This is a genomic window from Flavobacterium cupreum (genome assembly GCF_003996965.1).
Lineage (GTDB): Bacteria > Bacteroidota > Bacteroidia > Flavobacteriales > Flavobacteriaceae > Flavobacterium > Flavobacterium cupreum.
In genome coordinates, this window is record NZ_QWDM01000011.1 from 11,575 (window position 1) to 33,424 (window position 21,850).

Here is a 21,850-nt window from a genome sequence, read left to right on the forward strand (position 1 = left end):
CAGAACCTTAGCAACTCAGTCCCTCAGGACCTGCAAGTTTAAAAACTATACGCTGCCCCAAAAATTACTCTTCCCACTTCGTCAGGAGATTTGAAATAGGAGATTCTGGCGGTAATTACGTTAACGGCATTTAGCCAAAGTCCTCCACCATAATCCTGATGCCATTTTCTTGAATTTTCTCCGTCAAGCCAAATCCTTCCGTAGTCAAAACCACCCAGGATTCCGTAGGTAAACGGAACAATGGTGCGATTAATTTTCCCGATACTTAGTCGAAGGTCACTACTATGTGAGAAATAGGAACTTCCTAAAAATCGTTCGTTTCTGTAACCGCGTAAATCGTTATCTCCACCCAGAGTAGCACCCTGATAAAATTCGTAGTTGTTGTTTAAAATCGCTTTCCCTTTCACATAAGTAGCCAAAATCAATTTTCCATTATGATCTATTCGGTGTGTAAAGCCTAATGCGCTTTCAATAGCAGGGAAATTTTGTTTGGTGTCCTCCAGATTGGTTGTCCAGGTTGCCGCAACCATAAAAGACATTCCCAATGTTGGTTTTGCTTTAAAATCCGAGTTTTTAAAAGTATATTTAATTTTAGCTCCGCCGAAAGACTGCCCTTCAAAAATGTCCGGATTTACAATACCGGGAGTGTTTATGAATCTGCCCTCTGTATCTTCCACTTTCATCCTTTGGAAAAAGGTCTGAAAAGTCAGTTCACTTCCATAACGCCCAACGTGTCTTAGGGCAGGTGCCACTTTAATTTGCTGGATGCGTACTCTGTTATAATCCATTCCGGCATCCTGATCGTTATTTGGGGTTTCATTTCCGTACCCAAAGTAATTCTTGGCAAAATTCGGAGTGGTGTATTGTGATTCTACATCAATGACCCATTTTCCTAAAAGTCCCGGGAAATGTGCGACATAATTAAATTCAAGACCACCCGTCGCAAAATAGTAAAAAGCATTTACCACGTGTCTTTGCGTGTAAGGATTTTGCTTGAAATTATTTACGGTATAATTTAAATTAATACCCACTTTTACCCCGTCATCAGGGTTGAAACCGATGTTCGGAAGTCCTGAAACGACATTGTATTTTGGTTTTTCGTAATTGTATAAATTAACATCATAATCATCCGTTAACTGTGTCTGGGTTTTTGAATCCAGATTATAGGTGTTTTCTTTTGATTTGAAATCATAGACAATGACTCTTTTTCCATTTTCAATGTTATAGATATCATTGTTCTGACCACCAATCAGACGAATCTTTATTTTCGATTTCTGATTTCCCGTTACTTCAAAAGTATCGTTGTCATCTAAACCGTAAATCCACAGGTTACAGGTTTTGCTATCGTTTATATTTTTCGTGTAAATTAATTCGTCACCTTCTTTCTTAATCCTGTAAACTTTAAGTTCCAGGCCATTTTTTACATTATGATTGATTAGAAATTTGTCTTTTTTATCTGTTCCGGCAATCATTATGGTATGGCTCAGGACATCAAAATATTGGGATGCATATTTCTGCAGCTCTTTTTTCCTGTTTTTTAATTTTTGCTCAATCTCTTTAATGGTGCCATCCTGAACTTCTTTAGGTAAATTTTTAAACGCATTATTGATGTCTTCATCAGATAAATTCTGCTGAATAAATTTCGCCTGTTCCATCCAGTCTTTTTCATCAGCCGTTTTAAGAAAAGCCAAGTCTAACGGATAAGGTTCTCTGTTTAGCCATTTTACATTGTCAATTTTGTTTTTAAACGTTCGCATGTGGCGAAGTGCCGGAATATTCATTAAAAGCGAAAGCAATGTTCCGTCATATTTAACAAAAGCCTGATCACGGTCACGTGGAATTGGTCTGTACAGGATTTTGTCGCCCACTTTATATTCTCCCCAGCGCCATTGATCGCTGTGTCTGTCCCAGTCACCAATCAGCATGTCAAACAGACGGGCTTTGATGTATTCTTTTTCATCAACAGCATACTTTTCGTCTTTGTGAAGATTTTTCATCATATCGTCGGTGCTGATGATATTTCGTGGATTTCCGAAATTTTTGGCATCCAGATGATTGTCAGCCGGTCTTTCTTCAACCATATACAATTCGTCCCCGAAATTTGAATTGAATTCTTTCAGGCCGTTTTGTTTCGGAATATAGTATAAAACAGGATTGGTGTGTGCCAGTCCTAATTTATCTGCCATGTTTCCAACTGCAAAGGGAGCGTAAGGATGAGAAGTAGTGTAGAAATCCAGTAAAAAGCCTTCTGCATAGGTATCTTCAAAATCATTTACAATATACTGATCTTTAAAAGCTACGGACTGCAGGAATTGGGTGGCACTCTTTTTCATGGCGCGCATTACATATTCGCGGCCTTTGCTGTCTGACATTCGTAAGGATTTAGACTGATGTCCGCCGCCTTCGCGAATCGGTTTCAAACCTCCCATCAAAGTGTCCAGAGTTGCAGTTTTGGCTTCGATTGGTAAACTGTAGTAGGATCTGTAATGATTTCCGAATAAGAATCTGTGAAAGAGACTTTTCTTCGTCATTTCTTTATCATAGATAGAAGCAGTGACCGTTTTTGGGAAATTAGTGCTACTGCCGGCAGCCCAGTTAATTTCTTTTGCTTTTATGATTTCGCGTTCAAAAAGCATTTTTTCTTTTTGATTTTCTTTTCCGAAGAAATTAACTTTTGCGTCGCCACTTTTAAATAAGGTCAATGTTGCGTAACCATTTCCTCCATAAGAAAAATCATTGTCACCTATAGCCCTTGCGGCTTCGGATTTTGAACCTGCACCACTAATAATTTGTTTGATATTTTCCCTGCTTACATATTGCAGGTTATGATCGTGTCCGGAAACTACAATTACATTTTTCTGTCCACGGAGTAAGGTTTTGATGCGCTTCGCATAAATTGTATATTGTTTGTTCTGTAAATCCTGTGGACTAATACCGGATGTCTTTCGTAATAAATTGATAAAAGACCCAATAATAGGAAGGGGAATTTTATTCTCAAGCGGAAATAATTGTTTCTCTAATGAAAACTGACCGCCGTGCGTACCGTTGCTCATTAAAGGATGATGAATGGCAAGAACGACTGTTTTTTCCTGGTTTTTGTTTAAAAGGTTTTCAAGTTCATCGAAAAAATCTTCGCGGGTTTTAATGTCGCAATTGTCATTAACAGTAGGGTGATGGTCCCAGTTTTCGAGATACCACTCGCTGTCAACCGTAATTAATGTCGACGTACTGTCGATTTTAACATCTTCAATCGGGCAGCCTTTTCGGGGTAAGAAAGCTTTTTTGTCGTTAAGAAATTTCGTTACAAATTCAGCCTGACGTTCCAGACCGCCGATACCGCTGTACCAGTCGTGATTTCCCGGAATAACGATCGTTTTTCCTTTAAAGCCTTCTGTTAGCTTCAATTGATTTTTAAGTTTTGTCTCTGCAATTGCCTTTTCGGCAGCATTGTTATCAGCGGGAAAACCTTTTGGGTAGATATTGTCTCCCAAAAAGACTAAAGTCGACTTTTTATTTGCTTTTTTTAGTTTTTTATGCAGTAATTCAAGCGTTTGCTGAGCTTGTTCTTCGTCAGCATTTCCTGCATCTCCGACTAAAAAAATAGTATGAGCAATTTTTATGGTATCTGTTGCGTTTTCATTTTCGTTGGCGCTGACACTTTTTCCGTACTGTGCTTTATGCGTAGCACAGGAATAAAGTATAAACAAAGAGGTTATTGCCAAAGAATAGTTTTTAATCTTGGTAATAAAATGGTTATCCAAAAACAATTTCATAATTTCGTGGTATAAAAATATTCTTTATGAATCTAATAGAACAATCCGAAGATTTCGTCAGTAATTTACTCAAAGATAAACTTTCTAATTTATATTCGTACCATAATATTAACCATACTTTTAATGTAGTTTCTGCTGTTAAGAAGCTTTGTAACAAAGAAAATATAGGAGATGCCGAAAAAGAAATACTTTTGGTAGCTGCATGGTTTCATGATACGGGTTATATAAATGGAGTTGAAGACCATGAAAATGAGAGTGTAAAGATTGCAACGAAGTTTTTGAAAGAGAAAGAGCAATCGGATGAATTTATAGCCGAAGTTTCGAAACTTATTATGGCTACCAACAAATATTATGTTCCGCAGACGCACCTGGAAAAGATCATAAAAGATGCCGATTTCGTTCATATCACCAGCTTAGAATACGAATCGACCTGCGAATTGCTGCGTTTTGAGTTGAAAAACACCATGGATTTGTCTTTTTCCAGTTTAGATTGGGCTAAAGAAAATCTGAGTTTTTTAATCAACAAACATCGGTTTTACACCGATTATGCTTTAAAAAAATGGCAGCCTCTAAAAGAAAAGAATATAGCGACAGTTCAGAAAAGACTGAATAAGGAGGAATTGAAAAAAGCGAAAGAGCACGAAGACGATGAAAAAAAGAAAGATAAAGTAGAAAAACCCGATCGTGGCGTAGATACCTTATTTCGCGTAACTCTCGGAAATCACACGCGTCTGAGCGGAATTGCAGATAGTAAAGCCAATATTCTGTTGTCTGTAAATGCGATTATTATTTCGATTGCACTTTCTTCCATTATACCAAAATTAGACAGTCCGAAAAATGCCCACCTGGTGATTCCGACATTTATTATGCTGATGTCCAGTGTGATTACTATTATTTTTGCCATTTTGTCTACACGTCCCAAAGTAACTTCGGGTTTCTTTACCCGTGATGATGTTGAAGCTAAAAAAGTGAATCTGATGTTTTTTGGAAATTTCTACAAAATGCCTCTGGAAGATTACGACTGGGCGATGAATGAAATGATGAAAGACCGCGATTATTTATATTCTACCATGATCAAGGATTTGTACTATCTTGGATTAGTACTGCAGCGTAAATATAATTTACTGCGAATTGCGTATAACTTTTTTATGGTGGGAATTATCGTCACCGTTATCGCATTTGTGATTGCTTTTAAAACCTTATAAAAAAAAGCTCAACTATTTAAGTTGAGCTTTTTTAATAAAATTAGTTGAGTTCATCCAGTAAATCCTGATACGTGATTTTTTTGGCGTTTGCGTTGGTAATGTTATTGATTACTTTGACGCGGATGGCTCTTAAGCCTGAAACTCCCTGTAAATCTTCTACTTCAAATTGCTCGATAGCGGGTTCCAGTATTTTTTTGTGTTGCAAATACTTGATATATTTTAAATATTCGGCTTCTTCACCATTTTGGGAATATACGATCGTAATTTTTTCTTTCTCCGTAATTCGGTCTTTGGTGCCTTTGATATTAGCCTTGTCAATACGTTTTTTAACAACTTCATATCTGGCGTTGTATGTTCCGTCAACATCAAAGCGTTTTTCATCCATTCTGAAACGAATTGAAAGCGCTGAACTGAATACCAGAATCAATGAAGTCACATCCAGTTCGTAGGGCAGGGATTCTTTAAGCTGATGATGTTCCAGTTCCATTTCACATAAAGTCTGCAGCTGCCATAAACGCAGGTTATGCAGGTACATGATGTCAAACGGTTTTGTCGGTGCTATGGAAGATCCGATATATAAATTATGCTCTACACCATCTGTTTTAAAACGCTCGTAATAATGCGGATAAATTTGCTGGGCTTCCAGTTGTTTTCTGTCCAGAACAGAAGCCAGTTTTTTATTGATAATAGACATCGCATTATCAAATTTCTTTCTTTCCTGATAGAACATGCCTGTTTTTTCATCGAGGCTTTCAAAATACAGCTTTTCTAATCTTTCATCTTTGGCCGTATCCTTTGTGTTTTTTAGAAGGGGATGAATTTCTTCTTCTATATACCGCTGAATATGTTGCTCCGTATCTGCTTTTAAAGGCTGATCCAGTTCATCGCGTAATGATTCTAATTCAAATTTGCGTTGCTCAAGCAGCATCAGATTGCTGTTGGGTTTCTGGTTACCGAAAATTTCCAGAATGGTCGTGAGCTGATTTTTTAAATCTCTCTTAACCGTTTCATTTCGATGCTCCGAAGACCCCTTAATATCAATTTGTCCGTATAACGGGAAAACGTTTTTAAAGACAATTTCCTTAAAGATATAATCTTTGGTTGGATTGTTATTTTGAAAGTAATTTTGGGATTCCTTTTTAAATTTCCAGTACACACTTGGGTGAATTGTGGTGTATTCACGCTGAATAATTGCTTCTACCTGATGCTGCATATCCGTATTGTAACGATCGATAGTATCGGTTAAATAAGGCAGTACCAGTTCGAGTTTCGTCGCGTTTACACTGTTTAGACTTCTTGGGTTTTCAGAAACCAATTCGACAACACCCAATAAATGGCCGTCTTTAATCACCGGGGCAAAAACACAGCTCTGAATGTTTTGTGTTAATAAATGCTCACCCAGTCTTTTATTTGGAGAGGTTTCTATAAATTTTTTAACATTAGAAATGACAAAAGGTTCCTGTTTGTCTAATAAATTTTCAAAAGAGCATCCGAAAAAAGCATTTTTACAATCTACTTCCTGATCGGTTGAAAGTAAAAAACTTTGCAGCTGATTGTCGAATTTGACAGGCCTGATAAATTTTTCTTCTTCGGGATTGTAGATAATAAAACCAACTTTTAAATCAGGGATTTTGAAAATAGATTTAAAAATATTTTCGATAATATCATTGGAAGCTACCGTTTTTGTATCCGGTTTCAGCAGATTGCTTTTTAAATTGGAAATGGCACTTTCCGTAGTGGCATCAAATAAGGAAACAATCCCGAAACCTTTTAGCATCCAGCTTCCCGGAGGGAATTTCGATTTCCAAAGCTCAATATCATTATAATTGTCAATCAGCTCATCAATATCATTTTGTGTAAGGGAAACTGAATGTTCTGTTGGCGTGATTTCCATGAAATCGGCATTGTACAGAATGCGGTAATGTTTTTCAATTCCGTTTTCATCCGGAATATCATAAAAAAAGATCTTATTGAAATCTATATTTTGTCCATAATAACTGCTCAAAATCAGGCAGCAGTTATTAATATAGAACTGGTGATTATCAAAATCACGAATTTCCATATAAAACTCATCACCGGCGTTGCGTAATATTTTTTTGAAGCGCTCTGTATAATTAAAGGAGATGTTCTGAAATGGAATAGTAACTGCTTTAATTTCATTATGCGTTAAAGCAGTGGGAAACAAATCGGCTAATATGTTTTTTATTAAAGCCTCATTATTCTTGATGATACTAAAATCTTCAATTCCAGTCTTCAATTGAGGTATAGATTCTATCTGTTTTAAAATAGCTTTCGCATAATTCGATCGGTAATCTACATTTGATAGAGCAATTTCTTCAAATGACTCTATTAATTTATGAAAAGAGATTATTGTTTTAAAGGGACTATCTGCGTGCAAAAGAGTATCCATTTGTTTTTGGGTTTAGAGTGCAAAATTAAGCAAAAATTAAGAATGTCAATGATTTTACCATCTGTTTCGCTTATGGCACCATAGATTTTCAAGCATGGGAAAGTGGCGTATTCAGGGCATCTTTTTTATTTAACAAAATATTAACTTTGATAATAACGGAACGATCGTTCCGTTATTATATCTTTGCTCCATAATAATTGAATAATCAATAATTTAAAAACAAATAAAAATGAAAAATTTAGACAAAAAAGTAGCTATTGTGACAGGTGGAAATAGCGGAATCGGGTATGCTGCAGCAGCAGAATTTGTAGAAAGAGGCGCAACAGTAATTGTGACCGGAAGAAACAAAGAGGCTTTGCTTCAGGCAGAAAAAGAGTTGAATGTCACCGGAATTGTAGCCGATCAGGGCGATTTAAAATCAATTGATAATTTAGTAGCTGAAGTAGCTGCAAAATTCGGTAAAATTGATATTGTATTTTTAAATGCAGGAGTGGCTTCCTTTTCACCTTTGGAATCGGCATCAGAAGAACATTACGATTCTATTATGGATGTCAATGTAAAAGGCGTTTATTTTACACTTCAGAAATTATTGCCTATTCTGAATGACGGAGGTTCAGTAATTTTTAATACTTCTATCAATGCAAGTGTGGGTATGCCAAACTCCGGAGTATATGCCGCCAGCAAAGCAGCACTTTTATCTTTAAACCGTGTGTTTGCTACTGAACTGGCACCAAGAAATATCAGAATCAATGCTGTTTCTCCCGGACCTGTTGAAACTCCGCTTTACGGAAAATTAGGTTTGCAAAAAGAAGAAGTGGAAGGTTTTGGAGCTGTTTTGAGTGAAAAAATATTATTGAAACGTTTTGGTAAACCGTCTGAAATTGCAAAAACGGTAGCTTTCCTGGCTTCTGATGACGCCTCATTTATAACAGGTACCGAAGTCGTTGTGGACGGTGGACTGATCGTTAACGCGGTAGTTTAATTTTTTTTTAGACTAATTCAGGAACGATTGTTCCGTATTTTTTATATCTTTGTACAGAATTTAATTAGGAAGTCATGGCCAGAACGAAAGAATTTAACGAAGAGCAGGTATTGGATAAAGCTATTGAAATTTTCTGGCACAAAGGGTACAACGGAACTTCGGCGCAGGATTTGGTAACCCATTTGGGTCTAAGCCGTTCCAGTCTGTACGATACCTTTGGTGACAAGCAAAAGCTTTTTTCCATGGCCCTGAAAAGATACCAGAAACAGGGGCAGGATTATGTCAAAAATCTTTTAGAAGAAGCTGTAGATATAAAAGCCGCACTGACTGTGATTTTTAAACAAGCAGTTTTGGAAAGTCTGGAAGACCGGATTACTAAAGGCTGTTTTATGGTGAATTCTTCGGTAGAGCTCGCCATGCATGACGAAGAGATTGCCAAAATAGTAAACGATAACAGGCAGACAATGCAAGCGGTTTTTCTGAGAGCCGTAAAAAAAGGGCAGGAGGCAGGCCAGATTTCAGTACAGCAGAATGCAAGGACACTGGCTCGTTTTATCTTTAACAATTATACCGGCATCAGGGTTTTGGCCCGTTCCGGCGAGAAAGACAAACAAGTCTATGATGATATTCTCAAAGCACTGTTTTCTTTGTTTTAAGGAAATATTTGAATTAAAAAACGGCAATTACAAATAGTAGTTGCCGTTTTTTGTTTAAGTAAGTAATAGAAAATGAATGACTTTCTAGCTTTTTTCTTCTTTATTGAAGTAAACTAAATAGTAATACATTTGTTTTTCTTCATCCCACCCTTTTTCAACGTATTTTTCTGCGCTTTCCGGATTGATGAAATCCATTTTTATCTGAATATGCGTATCCAGGTTAATCACGTTTTTAATCGATTTTCTGGCGTCAGAAACTGCTGAGTTGGCAATTGGGAATGAGGTTACATCTTCGATGCTATATTTTTCTCCTTTATCTACTTTATAGTTTTTGAATTCAGGAATTAAGTCGGGGTTGTCTAATACTTCATTTAAGAAATTTTGTTCCTCAAACTGATCATTTTTGGCGAAATAATTCACTGATCGGTTCATAAACATCACTTCTTCTTTTTTGTCTTCTGCCGGTAAAACGACGTCTTTGGCGAAGTTCTGACAAAATTTCAGGTATTTTTTAGTAATGAAGTTTTCATCTTCAAAGGCATCAACAGATAAAAAATGCTCTAACCAGTAGCGCGCATCATAACGGTTGCTGTCTACGGTAAGGATTTTGTACCCTTCTTCTTTTTTATAATTAAAGATCAGGCATCCTTTGTCTAACTTGCTCAGGTTGATTCCCTGCTGCAGGATCATTTCAAGATTGCTGTCTTTTTCTTCGAATTGTAAAAAGTCAGCCTGCAATTCGCTTTTAAAGATTCCGATAGCATCCACAACATTGTTGTCAATACTTAGATTGGTCAGGTAGGTTACATAAACCTCTCCGTTCTTAATATGCGGGTGATTGGACTGCTCGAATAAATGTGTCGTGATTTTTTTGGAAATCTCCTGCACATTCGCCGGATTGGCAAAAATCTCCGTAGCGTATTTAAACATGTCGTTATAATCCAAATCTACTTCGTGCGCAAACTGATAATAGTTTTCTTCTTTTTCTCTAAAAGGCTTAAAGAAGTACTCTTTTATCAAAGGCACAATTTCATCATTTAAATTAAATGGCTGTTCCGATAAAAAAATCGCTTCGTTTCTGCTTTTGTTTCCTACGCGGTGTATTGAAAGCGTCTCGATGTGGGTGTTGAATAAGTTGATCATGTTTCTATTTAGGTTCAGAGTGGCAAAGGCTCAAAGGAACAAAGGTTTAGTTTCTGTCTTTTATCTTTCGAATAAAGGCACTTAACATACGCTCTAGCTCTCTGCTTTCTCCATTTATTTTGTTAAATTGATTCTCGTTTAAAAATTTTAAATTGAATGAGATTTCAAGCTGGGTTTGCATCTCGAATAATGATGACATTGAAATATTTAAAAATCTAAGATAATCATTATTGCCATCTCTGCCATAACCTTCGGCAATATTGCTGGGTATTGATACTGAACATCTTCTGATTTGTGAAGATAGTCCATAAATTTCTTCTTTGGGAAATGAATTTGTTAATTGGTAAATTTCTGTTACATGTTCATCGATTTTTGCCAGATTAGAAGGTCTCGAAAAGTATTCATCATTTAATGTATTTAAAAATCAAACACAAAAATAAGAATTTTATTACTTTTCAAAATTAATAGTTTAAAAGAAACCTTTGACCCTTTGCAACTCTGAACCTTTGAACCCAAAAAAAATTAATTCCAATTCTCCTCAAACCCGAAATCCTCAAAGCTGTCGTCTCCTTCAAACATATCGAGATCATCTTCGTCCAAATCGTCTTCAAATTCTCCGTAGATATCGTCGTGCATGTCGGCTTCAAAGTTTTTTTCTATGGCTTCGTCCGGCATCTCACCATGAGAGAATAAAGTTTCCGGATAAATTGCGGTAGCCGATTGCTCTTCTACAGCGGCCAGTTCTACAAGGAATGTCCACATATTGATGAAATCGTACACATAGATAATTTTGGTATTTTCTTTGTCTAAGAGATCAGATAATGCGTAATCACTCATGATTTTTTGTTCGCCGGGAACGTCTCCGGTATCAAAAAGCGGGATTTCATCTTCCTGATTCCAAGTTTCATCGCAGGTATAAAACGAAGCTACTTCCATTCCGTCAAAACCAAAAGCGTTGAAGATTGCATTGTGTAAATCCTCAAGAGTATCATCCTCAAGAATAGCAATGTCTCTGAAAATATCTTCTTCGGCGTCTAGAATTACTCTAAATTTATAAACCATAATCTTTGTATTTTTTGAAAAGTCAAAGGTAAAATATAAAAAACGAAATACGAATTTTGAATTACGTTTTGTTGAAAAGATTTTACAAAGCGATTAATCTTACCAATGAAGTTTGGTAGTAGCCCGTGTCAGGCTGAGCGAAGTCGAAGCCACGTGCCAATTGGCAAGCCTTCGACTTCGCTCAGGATGACACCAGGTCAAGATGCTTTGTTTTGAGGTTTTCAAAACCTTACAGATTTTAATAATGACTAAAGTTTAAAATTTTCGTTGCGACTTTCAGGCTGAGCGGAGTCGAATCCCCGTTCCAATTGGCAAGCCTTCGAGTTCGCTTAGGATGCCACCAGGTCAAGATGCTTTCTTTTGAGGTTTTCAAAACCTTACAGATTTTAATAATGACTAAAGTTTAAAATTTTCGTTGCAACTGTCAGGCTGAGCGGAGTCGAAGCCCCGTTCCAATTGGCACGCCTTTGAATTCGCTCAGGATAAAATGCATCTTCGAAAAAAACTATTTTCCCGCCAGTCTTTTTCTGATCTTTTGATAATGCTTATGATAAGTGCTGTGACTTGGATAAGTTCTGCCTGATGTCATGTTGTTAAAAATTAAAGCGACCAGAAGCAAAATCAAAACGCCTACCAGAACAGGGGATAGTACATACATATAGCCCAGGGCTTTTATTTTTTCGGATCCTATGACGGCAATAAGTGCTGTTGCGCCTCCAGGAGGATGCAGTGTTTTGGTCATCTGCATTAAAATAATTGCAAGCGAAACGGCCAGTGGTGCAGCAATCCAGATAATATCCGGAGCGAGTTTATGAACGGTTACGCCAACCAATGCAGAAATGACATGTCCGCCAACTAAATTTCGGGGCTGTGAAAAAGGACTCTGAATAATTCCGTAAACCAAAACACTCGAAGCTCCAAATGAACCAATTAAATAAACGGCATCATTTCCTGAAAAATGTATGGATTGTATATACGCCAGAATTCCAATTCCGACAAAAGAACCCAGAAAGGACCAAAAATGTTCCTTATAGTCAATTAAGGTTTCCTTGTAAAGGATGTAACGGGTTTTGCGGTAACTTCTTTTAATTTTCTGAACTGGCATGCTTATTTTATTAAACTGGGAGAATACGTGTAAACGGTATACGGATAAATCATTTTTGCCGTGTATTTAGAAATCAGGCAAACGGCTAAAATAGGAAGGAATAAGGTATAATCGTTTGTTAATCCACATACTAAAAATATAGCAGTGAAAGGGGCATGAATGCTGGCACTTAAAACAGCTGCCATTCCGATAATCATAAAATTGACCGGAATTACCTGTGTGTTAAAAAACGTATTTAAAACAGAAGACAATAAAAGTCCCAGAAAACCACCGATAAAAAGGCTTGGAGCAAAAACACCTCCATCGCCGCCGGAAGCTAATGTTACAGAAGTAACGATTGGTTTCAGAATTAAAATTCCGGTTAAAGTCAATGCCAAAGTTATGGTTAACGGAAGCTCGCCGGAACTGCCAAAAATCATTTTTATAGCATGATAGCCTTCTCCGTACAATTGTGGAAATACAAATAGCGAAACACTCAAAATAACTGATCCTAAAAGAATTTTGTAATAATGTGTTTGAATTTTACCGAATTGAGATTTGAAAAATAAGACGCAACGGGTTAGGTAAACCGAATTTATTCCGGCCAATATGCCTAAAAGAATAAAATACGGAATCGCTTTCAGATGCCAGGTGGTAATGGAAACGGTAAATAAAGGCTCTTCTTTTAAAATCGATAATAAACCAAAAGCAATCGAAACGGCAATTACATTGGTGATGATAAAGGCGCGTGTAACTTTTCGGGAAATGACTTCAACAGCAAATAAAATTCCGGCAACCGGACTGCTGAACAGTGCTGTAATTCCCGCGGCAACGCCCGCACAAATCAATTCTGTTTTATATTTACGGAAGACATTTTCTTTTTGCTGTGCCACCGAACCAATTGTCGCAGTAGCCACAACAGTGGAAACTTCGATTCCGGTAGAGCCTCCAAAAATAACGGTTAATAGTCCGTTTATAAAGTGGGATGGAATTTTGTAGGAAGGAAGGTTTTTTGAACCTGATGTAGTGCTTTCAAAGACTTCCTTAATGCCTTTGTTTTCTTTTTTCTTAAAAAGATACTGTCTTAGAAAATAAATCACAGATAATCCGAAAACAGGAAAAACAACAAAAAAGACCGGATGTACAGTTACTTCATGAAAGAAGATTTCTTCGTAATATTCGGTTATTTTTTTTAATGAAATTCCCAGGAATGCGGAAAGAAAACCAATTAATACAGAAACAATAACTAATTTTCGGAAAACAATGAATTGATGATTTTTTTTGATTTGTGCCGTTTTGTTCATCAGAAGTAGATTTGAGAATCGCAGCATTTTATTTGCGATTTCACAAAATTAGGCAATCACATTCGTTTTTTAATAAAAAACGCTCAGTATATTGTGTTAAAAGTTATCTGGAGAGATAATTTTAAGTTGTTTTTATGGTGTACTGTTGAAGAATAATTTCGCAAAATTGAGAAGTTTAATTTAAATTAATTATTAAACCTACTGGTTTGTCATTTCGCTCGAGTCTCCTTGGTCGAAATGACATAAATGAGAAAAAAAATTTCCGACTTCGTGACTTCTCAAGATTAAATCTTTCCCAAAATTATCTTTCATAAAATTCAATGGGCAATAAATCCGGATCAGCTATAAAAGTGAACCTTTTTTCTGTTGTTTCATCAATACGAATGGGCTCTGACTCAATATTTTTCGAATTTAAAAAAGCAATGGCTTCTTCAATATTAGTGACTTCAAAAGCTAAATGACGCAAACCCACAGCTTCAGGTCGTGACGGGCGCTTCGGTGGATTGGGAAACGAAAATAATTCTACAATATAATTTCCGTTTAAGGCGAGGTCTAATTTATACGACTGACGTTCTTCACGATAAATTTCGCGAATAATAGTTAGTCCTAAAACTTCGGTATAAAAAGCTTTGGATTTTTGATAATCGGAACATAAAATGGCAATATGGTGTATTTTATTTAAAGTAAGCATTATGATTTTGATTCGGATTCCTGATTTAATTTTCGAATGATTTTTGCCGGATTTCCAACAGCCAGCGAGTTGTCGGGAATGTCTTTGGTGACCACAGATCCGGCGCCGATGACACAACCTTTCCCAATAGTTACGCCCGGGCATATTACTGAATTTCCGCCAATCCAGCAATCGTCTCCAATAGAAACAGGCAGTGCATTTTCTAATGTTTTGCGTAATTCGGCGTCAAGCGGATGGGTCGCCGTATAAATCTGGACATTGGGTGCAAAAAAGACATTTGATCCGATCGTTACCGGCGCGCAGTCTAAAACTACACAATTGACATTAAAATAAACATTATCCCCGCAAATCATATTGTATCCGTAATCACAATGAAACGGGGGTTCGATATAAAAACTTTTTCCGGTATTCGGGATTAATTCAGTTAAAATTTCCTTTGCTTTTTTGGTCAGACGGTATTCGGTTACATTCAGGCGATGCAATAAGTTTTTGGCTTTTCGGCGTTCTTTTACTAAAAGAGGATCTCCCGCAATGTAATATTCACCCGAAATCATTTTTTCTTTTTCTGTTTTCATACCGTGTAGTTACCGTGATTTTTATTTGTTCAGCATTCTGTTTTGGGTCAGTTCAATATTCTTTACAGCTCCTACAGGTGCAATTTTGATAGCCGGGTTTCCTTTTGCCAGATAGAAGAAATAGCCTGTATTGGAACCAATGAGATATACATTTTCAGATTTATTATCAGTGTAATTTAATTGATAATTATATTTCAGGCTATTATTTTTTATTTTTTCGGAAATCGCCCTGCCATCCGCAAAACCGTAACCCAGGAAGACACAGACTAAAAAGACACCCAGTGATTTTATTGCCACAATGGTATAATAGTCAAGCCTTTCGTCTTTTGATAATCCGGGTTCGATAGTGGCAACGCCAAAAGATTTATGAAGCCATTTTTTATCTTCGTTTCTGAGCAGTATTTCCGGAAGTTTAAAGTAAAAAATAACGAACACCAATACAGTTATAAAAAACACGGGATGTGACGTAATGGCAGCGATTGGACTTATCAAAATGTCCATGACAGAGGAATAGGTGATAATATTTATCCCAATTTGATAATAGATGATACTTTCTTTGGCAATTCCCAGAATGACAAGAAAAAGATAACCCAGGGGAAGTAAGTTTTGTACTTTATCAATGTCTTTCATATAAAATGACGATTTAATTTCGGGTTTATTTTTTTACAAAAGCTTCTTCAAAATAACAATCTGCCCTAAATGGTAAACATCGTGCTGAATGATTCCATGAATGTGCTCGTAATAGGTCTGATTGTTACCCGGGTATATTTTTTCCAGATCGGAATCCTTAAAATCCTCAAAAAAGGCACTCCATAATTCCTGCGATTTCGCCAGGCTCTGCAGGGACTGTTCCCATGCTGCTTCGGAAGAATCTAAAACCGGAACAAAATAATTATGGTCAGGAGTGGTAACTGTTTCGCCCTGAACCCGCCTTAAAATGTTTCTTCTCCACTGTATTAGATGGTTTACAATTTCCCAAATTGTATTTAAATTTGGATTTATTTTTCGGTAAGCCTGCTCTGCACTTACGTTTTTTAGGGTGTCATCAAGAGTGACTTCCAGCCAGGGCTCTCCATTATAAATGGACTGATATAAATTCGAAATTCTTTTGTTTTCTGACATAACTACTATGGTTTTTTGTTTTTTTCTTGAAATGTAATTTTTGTTTTTCAGCTGATTATCAAAGGGTATAAAGTGAGTTCTCCTGAATACTGTGTTTGGTAATCTCTTCAGTTTCCGTATTAAAAACTATAACGCCTTCATTTTTATTGTCAAGCTGTCCTGCTAATTTTCCTTCTTTTGTCCAGACAGCACTACCGCCAACACTTATAAAATTATCACATTGCCCAATGGAATTTGCCATTAAAACGGGCATACTATATTTTTGCGCAACTTTGGGATAATGTACAAAAGCTTTTTCTATTCCATTTTGTGATTTGGCTACGCTGGCGAGATATATTTCTCCGCCCAGTTTGCTTGCTTTTTCGGCATGTGCTGTTTGCAGACTCTCATAACAAATAGCGGGAATAATTTTTTGGTTTTCAATTTCGATTAATACTTGTTCATGACCATTTTCAAAATAAGGAAATTCATCCTCATGAAGTTGTTGCTTGGAGTAGGTGAGTTTTTCCTGATTCGGTCGAAATACAATCATACTGATTCGGATTCTATTTTCAGCTTTTGTTGGAATTCCGACACCAATCGTCATCTCTTTACGATTCGAAATTTGCTGGAAAGTATCCATTCGACCATCGTCCGGATGAGTTGCAAGAGCTTTGGCAAGTTCCGGCTCATAACCTGTTAAAGAAAGCTCAGGGAAAAACACGGAAGTTGCTTTTAGCGAAGAAGCAATTTCTATAAATTTGAGGTGCTTTTCGATGTTAGCCGGAATGTCTCCCTTTAAAGGTTTTATCTGCGCGAGAGCTATGTTCATTTATTCTTTTTTTAAATGTGACAAACTGAAAGCTAATATACAAATAAGTAATTTACAACTCATCCCCGAAATTCTACAATTGGGTTATTTTATATTTTTTAACTAAAACTGTTAAAATACATTTGTATCATCAAAAACCAATAATATCTAAACCAACACGGTATGAAAACCAAATTACTTTTTACAATTGCCTTTTTATTCTTTGCAGCTGTCACTTTTGCGCAAAATACCATTTCAGGGAAAGTGGTTGACCAAAAAGGAAAACCCGTTCCGGGAGCCAATATTTATATTGACGGAACCTATGATGGAGCTACAAGTTCTGAAACAGGTGAATTTTCTTTTGAAACCACAACAACAGGAAACCAGTTCCTGATCGTAAGTTTTCTAATCTATGAAACTTACAAACAAGAAATTGATGTTGCCAATTATAAGGGCCAGACGGTTAAATTGAGAGAAAATGTAAATTCACTTGATGCCGTTGTAATCACTGCCGGAACTTTAGAATCGGGCGATAAAGCAAGAGTTTCAGTGCTAAAACCATTAGATATTGTGACCACTGCCGGTTCTGCCGGAAATATTATTGCTGCTTTACAGACTTTGCCGGGAACACAAACCGTTGGGGAAGATGGGCGTTTATTCGTTCGTGGAGGGGAAGCCAGCGAAACTCAGACTTTCGTTGACGGACTTCGTGTAGCGCAGCCTTATGGAGCAAGTACGAATAATTTGCCAACCAGAAGTCGTTTTTCTCCTTTTTTGTTTAGCGGAATCGCTTTTTCTACCGGTGGCTATTCTGCAGAATACGGAGAAGCTTTATCAAGTGTTTTGCTTTTGAATACACAGGACGAACCGGATCAGAATAAGACAGATATCGCTTTGATGACGGTTGGTCTGGGAGTAGGCAATACGCAAAAGTGGAAAAAAAGTTCGTTTAGTATCAATACCAATTATATCAACTTAGCGCCTTATCAGGCGGTTATTCCACAAAATGTAGACTGGAATAGTCCGTATCAGTCTTTGGGCGGAGAAGCTGTTTATCGTTATCATTTTACGAATGGGATCTTTAAATTATACGCTGCTTTTGATTCTGAAAAATTCGACCTGAATCAGAAAAATATAAATTTTGCCGAACCGGTGAGAACGGACTTAAACAATAATAATTTTTACCTGAATGCTTCTTACAAAGGAGATTTTGGAACGGGCTGGCAACTGACTTCAGGAATCAGTTACGGGTACAGTAAAAACAAAGTCAAATTTGACATCACTGATGTGGACACTAATGAAAATGCTGCCCAGCTGAAATTGAAATTGAGAAAAAATGTTTCTAATTACTTTAAATTGTCTTTCGGAGCCGATTATTTCATTACAAAATTTAATGAAAACTTTAATGACAATATTTCGACTAAGGTTGCGAATGGTTACGATTCCAATATTGCCGCTTTTTACACGGAAGGAGATGTTTTGTTTTCGAAAAACCTGGCTTTAAAAGTTGGTGTAAGACTTTCGAATAACAGTTTGTTAGATGAAACTAATCTGGCACCACGAGCTTCAATAGCGTACAAAATTGCTAAACATAGCCAGTTCTCTTTTGCTTACGGGGATTTTTCCCAGGCACCGGTGGTTGATTATATCAAGTATTCAAAACAACACCAGTTTGAAAGCGAAAAAGCGCAGCATTATATTCTGAATTATCAATTTACAAAACCGGGGCAAACCTTCAGGGCAGAGGCTTACTACAAAGATTACAGCAATCTGGTTCAGTACAATACAAGAGATATTCAATACAATTCGGTTTTCAATAATAATGGTTCGGGTTATGCCAAAGGACTGGATTTATTCTGGAGAGACAGCAATTTGTATAAAAATTTAGAATATTGGATTTCCTATTCTTATATCGATTCAGAAAGACAGTATAAAAACTTTCCGAATATGGCGACACCAAATTTCGTTGCAAATCATAGTTTGTCCATCGTAACCAAATATTTTATTACCGACTGGAAATCACAGATTGGTTTCACCAACAGTTACAGTTCCGGAAGACCTTATAACGATCCAAATCAGACACAATTCATGAACGGGAAGACAAAATCATACAATAGTTTAAGCTTTAACTGGGCTTATTTATTAACGACACAAAAAATATTATATTTCTCTGTTTCCAATGTATTGGGAAGCCAAAATGTTTTCGGATATGATTACGCCAAATTACCGGATGCCAACGGAGTTTACAACAGACAGGCCGTTACACCAACAGCAGACCGGTTCTTCTTTGTTGGTTTCTTCTGGACGATTAGTCAGAATAAAAATGAGAATCAGTTGAAGAATTTATAGTTTCTAAGCTACTAAGTCGCTGAGGTTCTGAGGGAGTAAGAAAAAAAACTTAGGACCTCAGGAACTTAGCATCTCAGAACCTTAAAAAAAAAAACAATTCAGTAACCAAATTCAACAACTCGGTATCATTTAATTTTAAAACAATAAAATCCGCTATACTTTTGAAGTATAAATTAATAAGAGCGTTTTAATCATCAATAAAAAATCAGGCACTCATAACCTTAGTAAATCAGAACTTTAAAAAAAAGAAATCATGACCAAAATTATTACATTAATCACTTTTTTTATCTGCAGTTTAATGTCTGCGCAAAATGTAAATCTTACCGTTTCTGTGTCAGGTTTGAAAAATAATAAGGGAACTGTCAAAGTAGGTTTGTACAACTCAGACGAAACATTCCTGAAAACGACTTACAAAAGTGTTGTTTCTGAAATTAAAAATAATGAAGCAACTGTTACATTTACAGGTATTCCAAAAGGAGAATACGGAATTTCAACATATCATGATGAAAACAATAATGGAAAGCTGGATAAAAATATGATGGGAATTCCTTCTGAAGATTATGCAAGTTCGAATAATGCAAAAGGATTTATGGGACCGCCTTCCTACAAAGATGCTAAATTTACGGCTAATAAGAATTCAAAAATAGATATTGTATTAAATTAAAAAACACACATTAATAACAACCCTTAAAACAAACCAAAATGAAAAAAATAATTACCACAATCGCGTTATTTGTAGCAGTAATAAGTTCAGCACAAACACAATTTGAACAAGGAATGGGAAAAGCATTCGGACTTTGGAAAGAAGGAAAAAATACAGAAGCTTCGGCCTTGTTTGAAAGAATTGCTTCTGCAGAAAAAAACAGCTGGTTACCTAATTATTATGTTGCATTAGTAAATACAACGAGCTCTTTTACAGAAAAAGATAAGTCTAAAGTAGATTTATTACTGACCAAAGCACAGGACGCACTTGATCTTGAATTCATAAAAGACCAGAACAACGCAGAATTATATGTTTTACAGGCTTTACTTTACACGGCCTGGGTTGTACAGGATCCGATGACAAACGCTCAAAAATATTCCGGTAAAATAATGGAGAATTATGCTAAGGCGAAAGCAATAGATCCTAATAATCCGAGAGCTGTTTTTGGTGAAGCTGATTATCAGTTAGGCGGAGCAAAATGGACAGGTGTTGATACAAAGCCATTGTGTGTACAGGTTGATAAAGCTGTCGAACTTTTTGCTACATTTAAACCGGAAACTCCTTTTTCACCAAAATGGGGATTAGACAGAGCACTTGAAACTCAAAAAAGTTGTAAAAAATAATACCAAATCAGTTCCTAAATGAAAGACCATAAAAATACATTTGCAAATTTGAGAACCGGAACAATCATGTGTTTCAAGATCTCTATGGTCTTTACAATCATATTCTCCGCTTTTTTAGGAGCCGATCTGAATGTAAAAAATGTATTGCTTACGTTCTTTTTAAGTTGCCTTTATTCCTTTGGACTCGGTTTCGGAAATGGTTTTCTGAATGTTCTTTTAGATAAAAAATGGGACTGGCTGGAACAAACGAACCTAAGGGTTTATTACGGGATTCTGTGTACTGTTTTATATACAGTCCCGGCTGTTTTAGGAATCAACTATATCATTTTTGTGGTGGTTCAGAAGCTTCCTTTGGAGAAGTTTTTTAGTGAAAGAATGATTTGGGTACACCTTTTTTATATCATTTTATCATTGGGAGTTTCAATCTTCATGCAGGCCAGAAGCTTTATGGTAAAGTGGAAACAAGCCTCTAAATTTGAAGTCACCCAGCAGAAAATTATTGCGGGAACAGCAAACGCGAAATTCGAGAGTTTAAAAAATCAGATAGACCCGCATTTTCTTTTTAATAGTTTAAATGTGCTAAGCTCACTGATTGAGGAAAATCCGGATAATGCACAGCGATTTACCACTTCGCTATCGAAAATTTATCGCTATGTTTTAGAACAGAAAGATAAAGAACTGGTCTCAGTGGAAGAGGAATTGTCTTTTGCCAAAACCTATATGAATCTGCTGAAAATGCGTTTTGAAAACAGTTTGTTTTACGAATTGCCGGCAGAAGGTATAAAACCTGACGCTAAAGTGGTGCCTTTGTCCTTACAGCTTTTACTCGAAAATACGGTAAAACATAACGTGGTAAGCGAACAAAAACCATTGCATATCAAAATTTTTATTGATGGTGACTGTCTCGCAATCCAGAATAATTTTCAGAAGAAAGAAGTATTACAGGATCGTCAGGGCGTTGGTTTGCAAAACATCGTCAACCGATACGGAATTATAACCGACAGAAAAGTTTTGATTGAACAAAATGAAGAAAACTTCACCGTTAAAATCCCGATTTTAACCAAACAAATTACAGTTATGGACACAAGTGCAGAATATAGTGATGAGAATAAAGCCTATTTCAGGGCTAAAAAGAGAGTAGAAGAATTAAAAGGATTTTATGCCAACGTAATTTCGTATTGTTGTGTGATTCCGTGTTTAATTTTTGTAAATTTAACCTATTCTCCTGGATTTCAATGGTTTTGGTTTTCGGCTTTAGGCTGGGGCTTTGGAGTTACCATGCATGCTTTTAAAGTGTTTGGATATAGCTCTGATTGGGAAGAACGAAAAATCAGGGAAATTTTAGAAAAAGAAAACAACCCAAAAACCTGGAAATAAT

Annotated in this window: 19 protein-coding genes; 7 read left to right on the forward strand and 12 right to left on the reverse strand. The window is 36.4% G+C overall.

What is annotated here, in order from left to right; genetic code table 11:
* Positions 1-38: 38 nt before the first annotated feature.
* Positions 39-3,773: a metallophosphoesterase gene (locus tag D0817_RS16480; RefSeq protein WP_127339476.1), complete on the reverse strand. Its 3,735-nt coding sequence runs from the start codon at positions 3,771-3,773 to the stop codon at positions 39-41.
* A 26-nt stretch (positions 3,774-3,799) separates the two neighbouring features.
* Here D0817_RS16480 and D0817_RS16485 point away from each other — a divergent pair, with 26 nt between their 5' ends.
* Positions 3,800-4,978 (forward strand): Pycsar system effector family protein, encoded by a 1,179-nt coding sequence (locus D0817_RS16485; RefSeq protein WP_127339477.1) that lies wholly within the window; start codon positions 3,800-3,802, stop codon positions 4,976-4,978.
* Positions 4,979-5,018: 40 nt separating this feature from the next.
* Here D0817_RS16485 and D0817_RS16490 read toward each other — a convergent pair whose 3' ends face one another.
* On the reverse strand, positions 5,019-7,388 hold the full coding sequence (locus D0817_RS16490; protein ID WP_127339478.1) for a GAF domain-containing protein: 2,370 nt from the start codon (positions 7,386-7,388) through the stop codon (positions 5,019-5,021).
* Positions 7,389-7,617: 229 nt separating this feature from the next.
* On the opposite strand from D0817_RS16490, the gene D0817_RS16495 reads away from it, so the two are divergent.
* Positions 7,618-8,370: an SDR family oxidoreductase gene (locus D0817_RS16495; protein WP_127339479.1), complete on the forward strand. Its 753-nt coding sequence runs from the start codon at positions 7,618-7,620 to the stop codon at positions 8,368-8,370.
* Between the two features lie 74 nt (positions 8,371-8,444).
* Positions 8,445-9,026 (forward strand): TetR/AcrR family transcriptional regulator, encoded by a 582-nt coding sequence (locus D0817_RS16500; RefSeq protein ID WP_127339480.1) that lies wholly within the window; start codon positions 8,445-8,447, stop codon positions 9,024-9,026.
* Positions 9,027-9,110: 84 nt separating this feature from the next.
* Here D0817_RS16500 and D0817_RS16505 read toward each other — a convergent pair whose 3' ends face one another.
* The 10 genes from D0817_RS16505 to D0817_RS16550 form a co-directional block, all read right to left on the reverse strand.
* Entirely contained in the window at positions 9,111-10,169 is a 1,059-nt protein-coding gene (locus D0817_RS16505) for a nucleoid-associated protein (RefSeq protein ID WP_127339481.1), read from the reverse strand.
* A gap of 46 nt (positions 10,170-10,215) precedes the next feature.
* Positions 10,216-10,548: a four helix bundle protein gene (locus D0817_RS16510; RefSeq protein ID WP_306462220.1), complete on the reverse strand. Its 333-nt coding sequence runs from the start codon at positions 10,546-10,548 to the stop codon at positions 10,216-10,218.
* 143 nt (positions 10,549-10,691) lie between these two features.
* Positions 10,692-11,231, reverse strand: coding sequence for an IS1096 element passenger TnpR family protein (locus D0817_RS16515; RefSeq protein ID WP_127339482.1), 540 nt, complete (start codon positions 11,229-11,231; stop codon positions 10,692-10,694).
* Between the two features lie 505 nt (positions 11,232-11,736).
* Entirely contained in the window at positions 11,737-12,336 is a 600-nt protein-coding gene (locus D0817_RS16520) for an HPP family protein (protein ID WP_127339483.1), read from the reverse strand.
* A gap of 2 nt (positions 12,337-12,338) precedes the next feature.
* Positions 12,339-13,619, reverse strand: coding sequence for a chloride channel protein (locus D0817_RS16525; RefSeq protein ID WP_127339484.1), 1,281 nt, complete (start codon positions 13,617-13,619; stop codon positions 12,339-12,341).
* Between the two features lie 301 nt (positions 13,620-13,920).
* A complete protein-coding gene (gloA2, locus tag D0817_RS16530) occupies positions 13,921-14,310 on the reverse strand; it encodes an SMU1112c/YaeR family gloxylase I-like metalloprotein (protein WP_127339485.1) in 390 nt (129 codons plus the stop codon).
* Positions 14,310-14,885 (reverse strand): sugar O-acetyltransferase, encoded by a 576-nt coding sequence (locus D0817_RS16535; RefSeq protein WP_127339486.1) that lies wholly within the window; start codon positions 14,883-14,885, stop codon positions 14,310-14,312. The genes gloA2 and D0817_RS16535 overlap by 1 nt, the downstream gene beginning before the upstream one ends.
* Before the next feature lie 21 nt (positions 14,886-14,906).
* A complete protein-coding gene (locus D0817_RS16540) occupies positions 14,907-15,515 on the reverse strand; it encodes a hypothetical protein (RefSeq protein ID WP_127339487.1) in 609 nt (202 codons plus the stop codon).
* Between the two features lie 33 nt (positions 15,516-15,548).
* Positions 15,549-16,007 (reverse strand): DinB family protein, encoded by a 459-nt coding sequence (locus D0817_RS16545; protein ID WP_127339488.1) that lies wholly within the window; start codon positions 16,005-16,007, stop codon positions 15,549-15,551.
* A 58-nt stretch (positions 16,008-16,065) separates the two neighbouring features.
* Positions 16,066-16,818: a carbon-nitrogen hydrolase family protein gene (locus tag D0817_RS16550; protein ID WP_127339489.1), complete on the reverse strand. Its 753-nt coding sequence runs from the start codon at positions 16,816-16,818 to the stop codon at positions 16,066-16,068.
* Positions 16,819-16,980: 162 nt separating this feature from the next.
* Here D0817_RS16550 and D0817_RS16555 point away from each other — a divergent pair, with 162 nt between their 5' ends.
* The 4 genes from D0817_RS16555 to D0817_RS16570 all read left to right on the forward strand — a co-directional run bounded on the left by D0817_RS16555 (position 16,981) and on the right by D0817_RS16570 (position 21,849).
* A complete protein-coding gene (locus D0817_RS16555) occupies positions 16,981-19,146 on the forward strand; it encodes a TonB-dependent receptor (RefSeq protein ID WP_127339490.1) in 2,166 nt (721 codons plus the stop codon).
* A gap of 253 nt (positions 19,147-19,399) precedes the next feature.
* Positions 19,400-19,810 (forward strand): DUF2141 domain-containing protein, encoded by a 411-nt coding sequence (locus D0817_RS16560; RefSeq protein WP_127339491.1) that lies wholly within the window; start codon positions 19,400-19,402, stop codon positions 19,808-19,810.
* Positions 19,811-19,848: 38 nt separating this feature from the next.
* Positions 19,849-20,472, forward strand: coding sequence for a hypothetical protein (locus D0817_RS16565; protein ID WP_127339492.1), 624 nt, complete (start codon positions 19,849-19,851; stop codon positions 20,470-20,472).
* Positions 20,473-20,490: 18 nt separating this feature from the next.
* Positions 20,491-21,849 (forward strand): histidine kinase, encoded by a 1,359-nt coding sequence (locus tag D0817_RS16570; protein ID WP_127339493.1) that lies wholly within the window; start codon positions 20,491-20,493, stop codon positions 21,847-21,849.
* Position 21,850 lies beyond the last annotated feature (1 nt).

What these genes read in the sequence shown, in the direction of transcription:
- D0817_RS16480 (WP_127339476.1), bottom strand. Translation starts at nt 3,773, where the DNA reads ATGAAATTGTTTTTGGATAACCATTTTATTACCAAGATTAAAAACTAT.
- D0817_RS16485 (WP_127339477.1), top strand. Translation starts at nt 3,800, where the DNA reads ATGAATCTAATAGAACAATCCGAAGATTTCGTCAGTAATTTACTCAAA.
- D0817_RS16490 (WP_127339478.1), bottom strand. Translation starts at nt 7,388, where the DNA reads ATGGATACTCTTTTGCACGCAGATAGTCCCTTTAAAACAATAATCTCT.
- D0817_RS16495 (WP_127339479.1), top strand. Translation starts at nt 7,618, where the DNA reads ATGAAAAATTTAGACAAAAAAGTAGCTATTGTGACAGGTGGAAATAGC.
- D0817_RS16500 (WP_127339480.1), top strand. Translation starts at nt 8,445, where the DNA reads ATGGCCAGAACGAAAGAATTTAACGAAGAGCAGGTATTGGATAAAGCT.
- D0817_RS16505 (WP_127339481.1), bottom strand. Translation starts at nt 10,169, where the DNA reads ATGATCAACTTATTCAACACCCACATCGAGACGCTTTCAATACACCGC.
- D0817_RS16515 (WP_127339482.1), bottom strand. Translation starts at nt 11,231, where the DNA reads ATGGTTTATAAATTTAGAGTAATTCTAGACGCCGAAGAAGATATTTTC.
- D0817_RS16520 (WP_127339483.1), bottom strand. Translation starts at nt 12,336, where the DNA reads ATGCCAGTTCAGAAAATTAAAAGAAGTTACCGCAAAACCCGTTACATC.
- D0817_RS16525 (WP_127339484.1), bottom strand. Translation starts at nt 13,619, where the DNA reads ATGAACAAAACGGCACAAATCAAAAAAAATCATCAATTCATTGTTTTC.
- gloA2 (WP_127339485.1), bottom strand. Translation starts at nt 14,310, where the DNA reads ATGCTTACTTTAAATAAAATACACCATATTGCCATTTTATGTTCCGAT.
- D0817_RS16535 (WP_127339486.1), bottom strand. Translation starts at nt 14,885, where the DNA reads ATGAAAACAGAAAAAGAAAAAATGATTTCGGGTGAATATTACATTGCG.
- D0817_RS16540 (WP_127339487.1), bottom strand. Translation starts at nt 15,515, where the DNA reads ATGAAAGACATTGATAAAGTACAAAACTTACTTCCCCTGGGTTATCTT.
- D0817_RS16545 (WP_127339488.1), bottom strand. Translation starts at nt 16,007, where the DNA reads ATGTCAGAAAACAAAAGAATTTCGAATTTATATCAGTCCATTTATAAT.
- D0817_RS16550 (WP_127339489.1), bottom strand. Translation starts at nt 16,818, where the DNA reads ATGAACATAGCTCTCGCGCAGATAAAACCTTTAAAGGGAGACATTCCG.
- D0817_RS16555 (WP_127339490.1), top strand. Translation starts at nt 16,981, where the DNA reads ATGAAAACCAAATTACTTTTTACAATTGCCTTTTTATTCTTTGCAGCT.
- D0817_RS16560 (WP_127339491.1), top strand. Translation starts at nt 19,400, where the DNA reads ATGACCAAAATTATTACATTAATCACTTTTTTTATCTGCAGTTTAATG.
- D0817_RS16565 (WP_127339492.1), top strand. Translation starts at nt 19,849, where the DNA reads ATGAAAAAAATAATTACCACAATCGCGTTATTTGTAGCAGTAATAAGT.
- D0817_RS16570 (WP_127339493.1), top strand. Translation starts at nt 20,491, where the DNA reads ATGAAAGACCATAAAAATACATTTGCAAATTTGAGAACCGGAACAATC.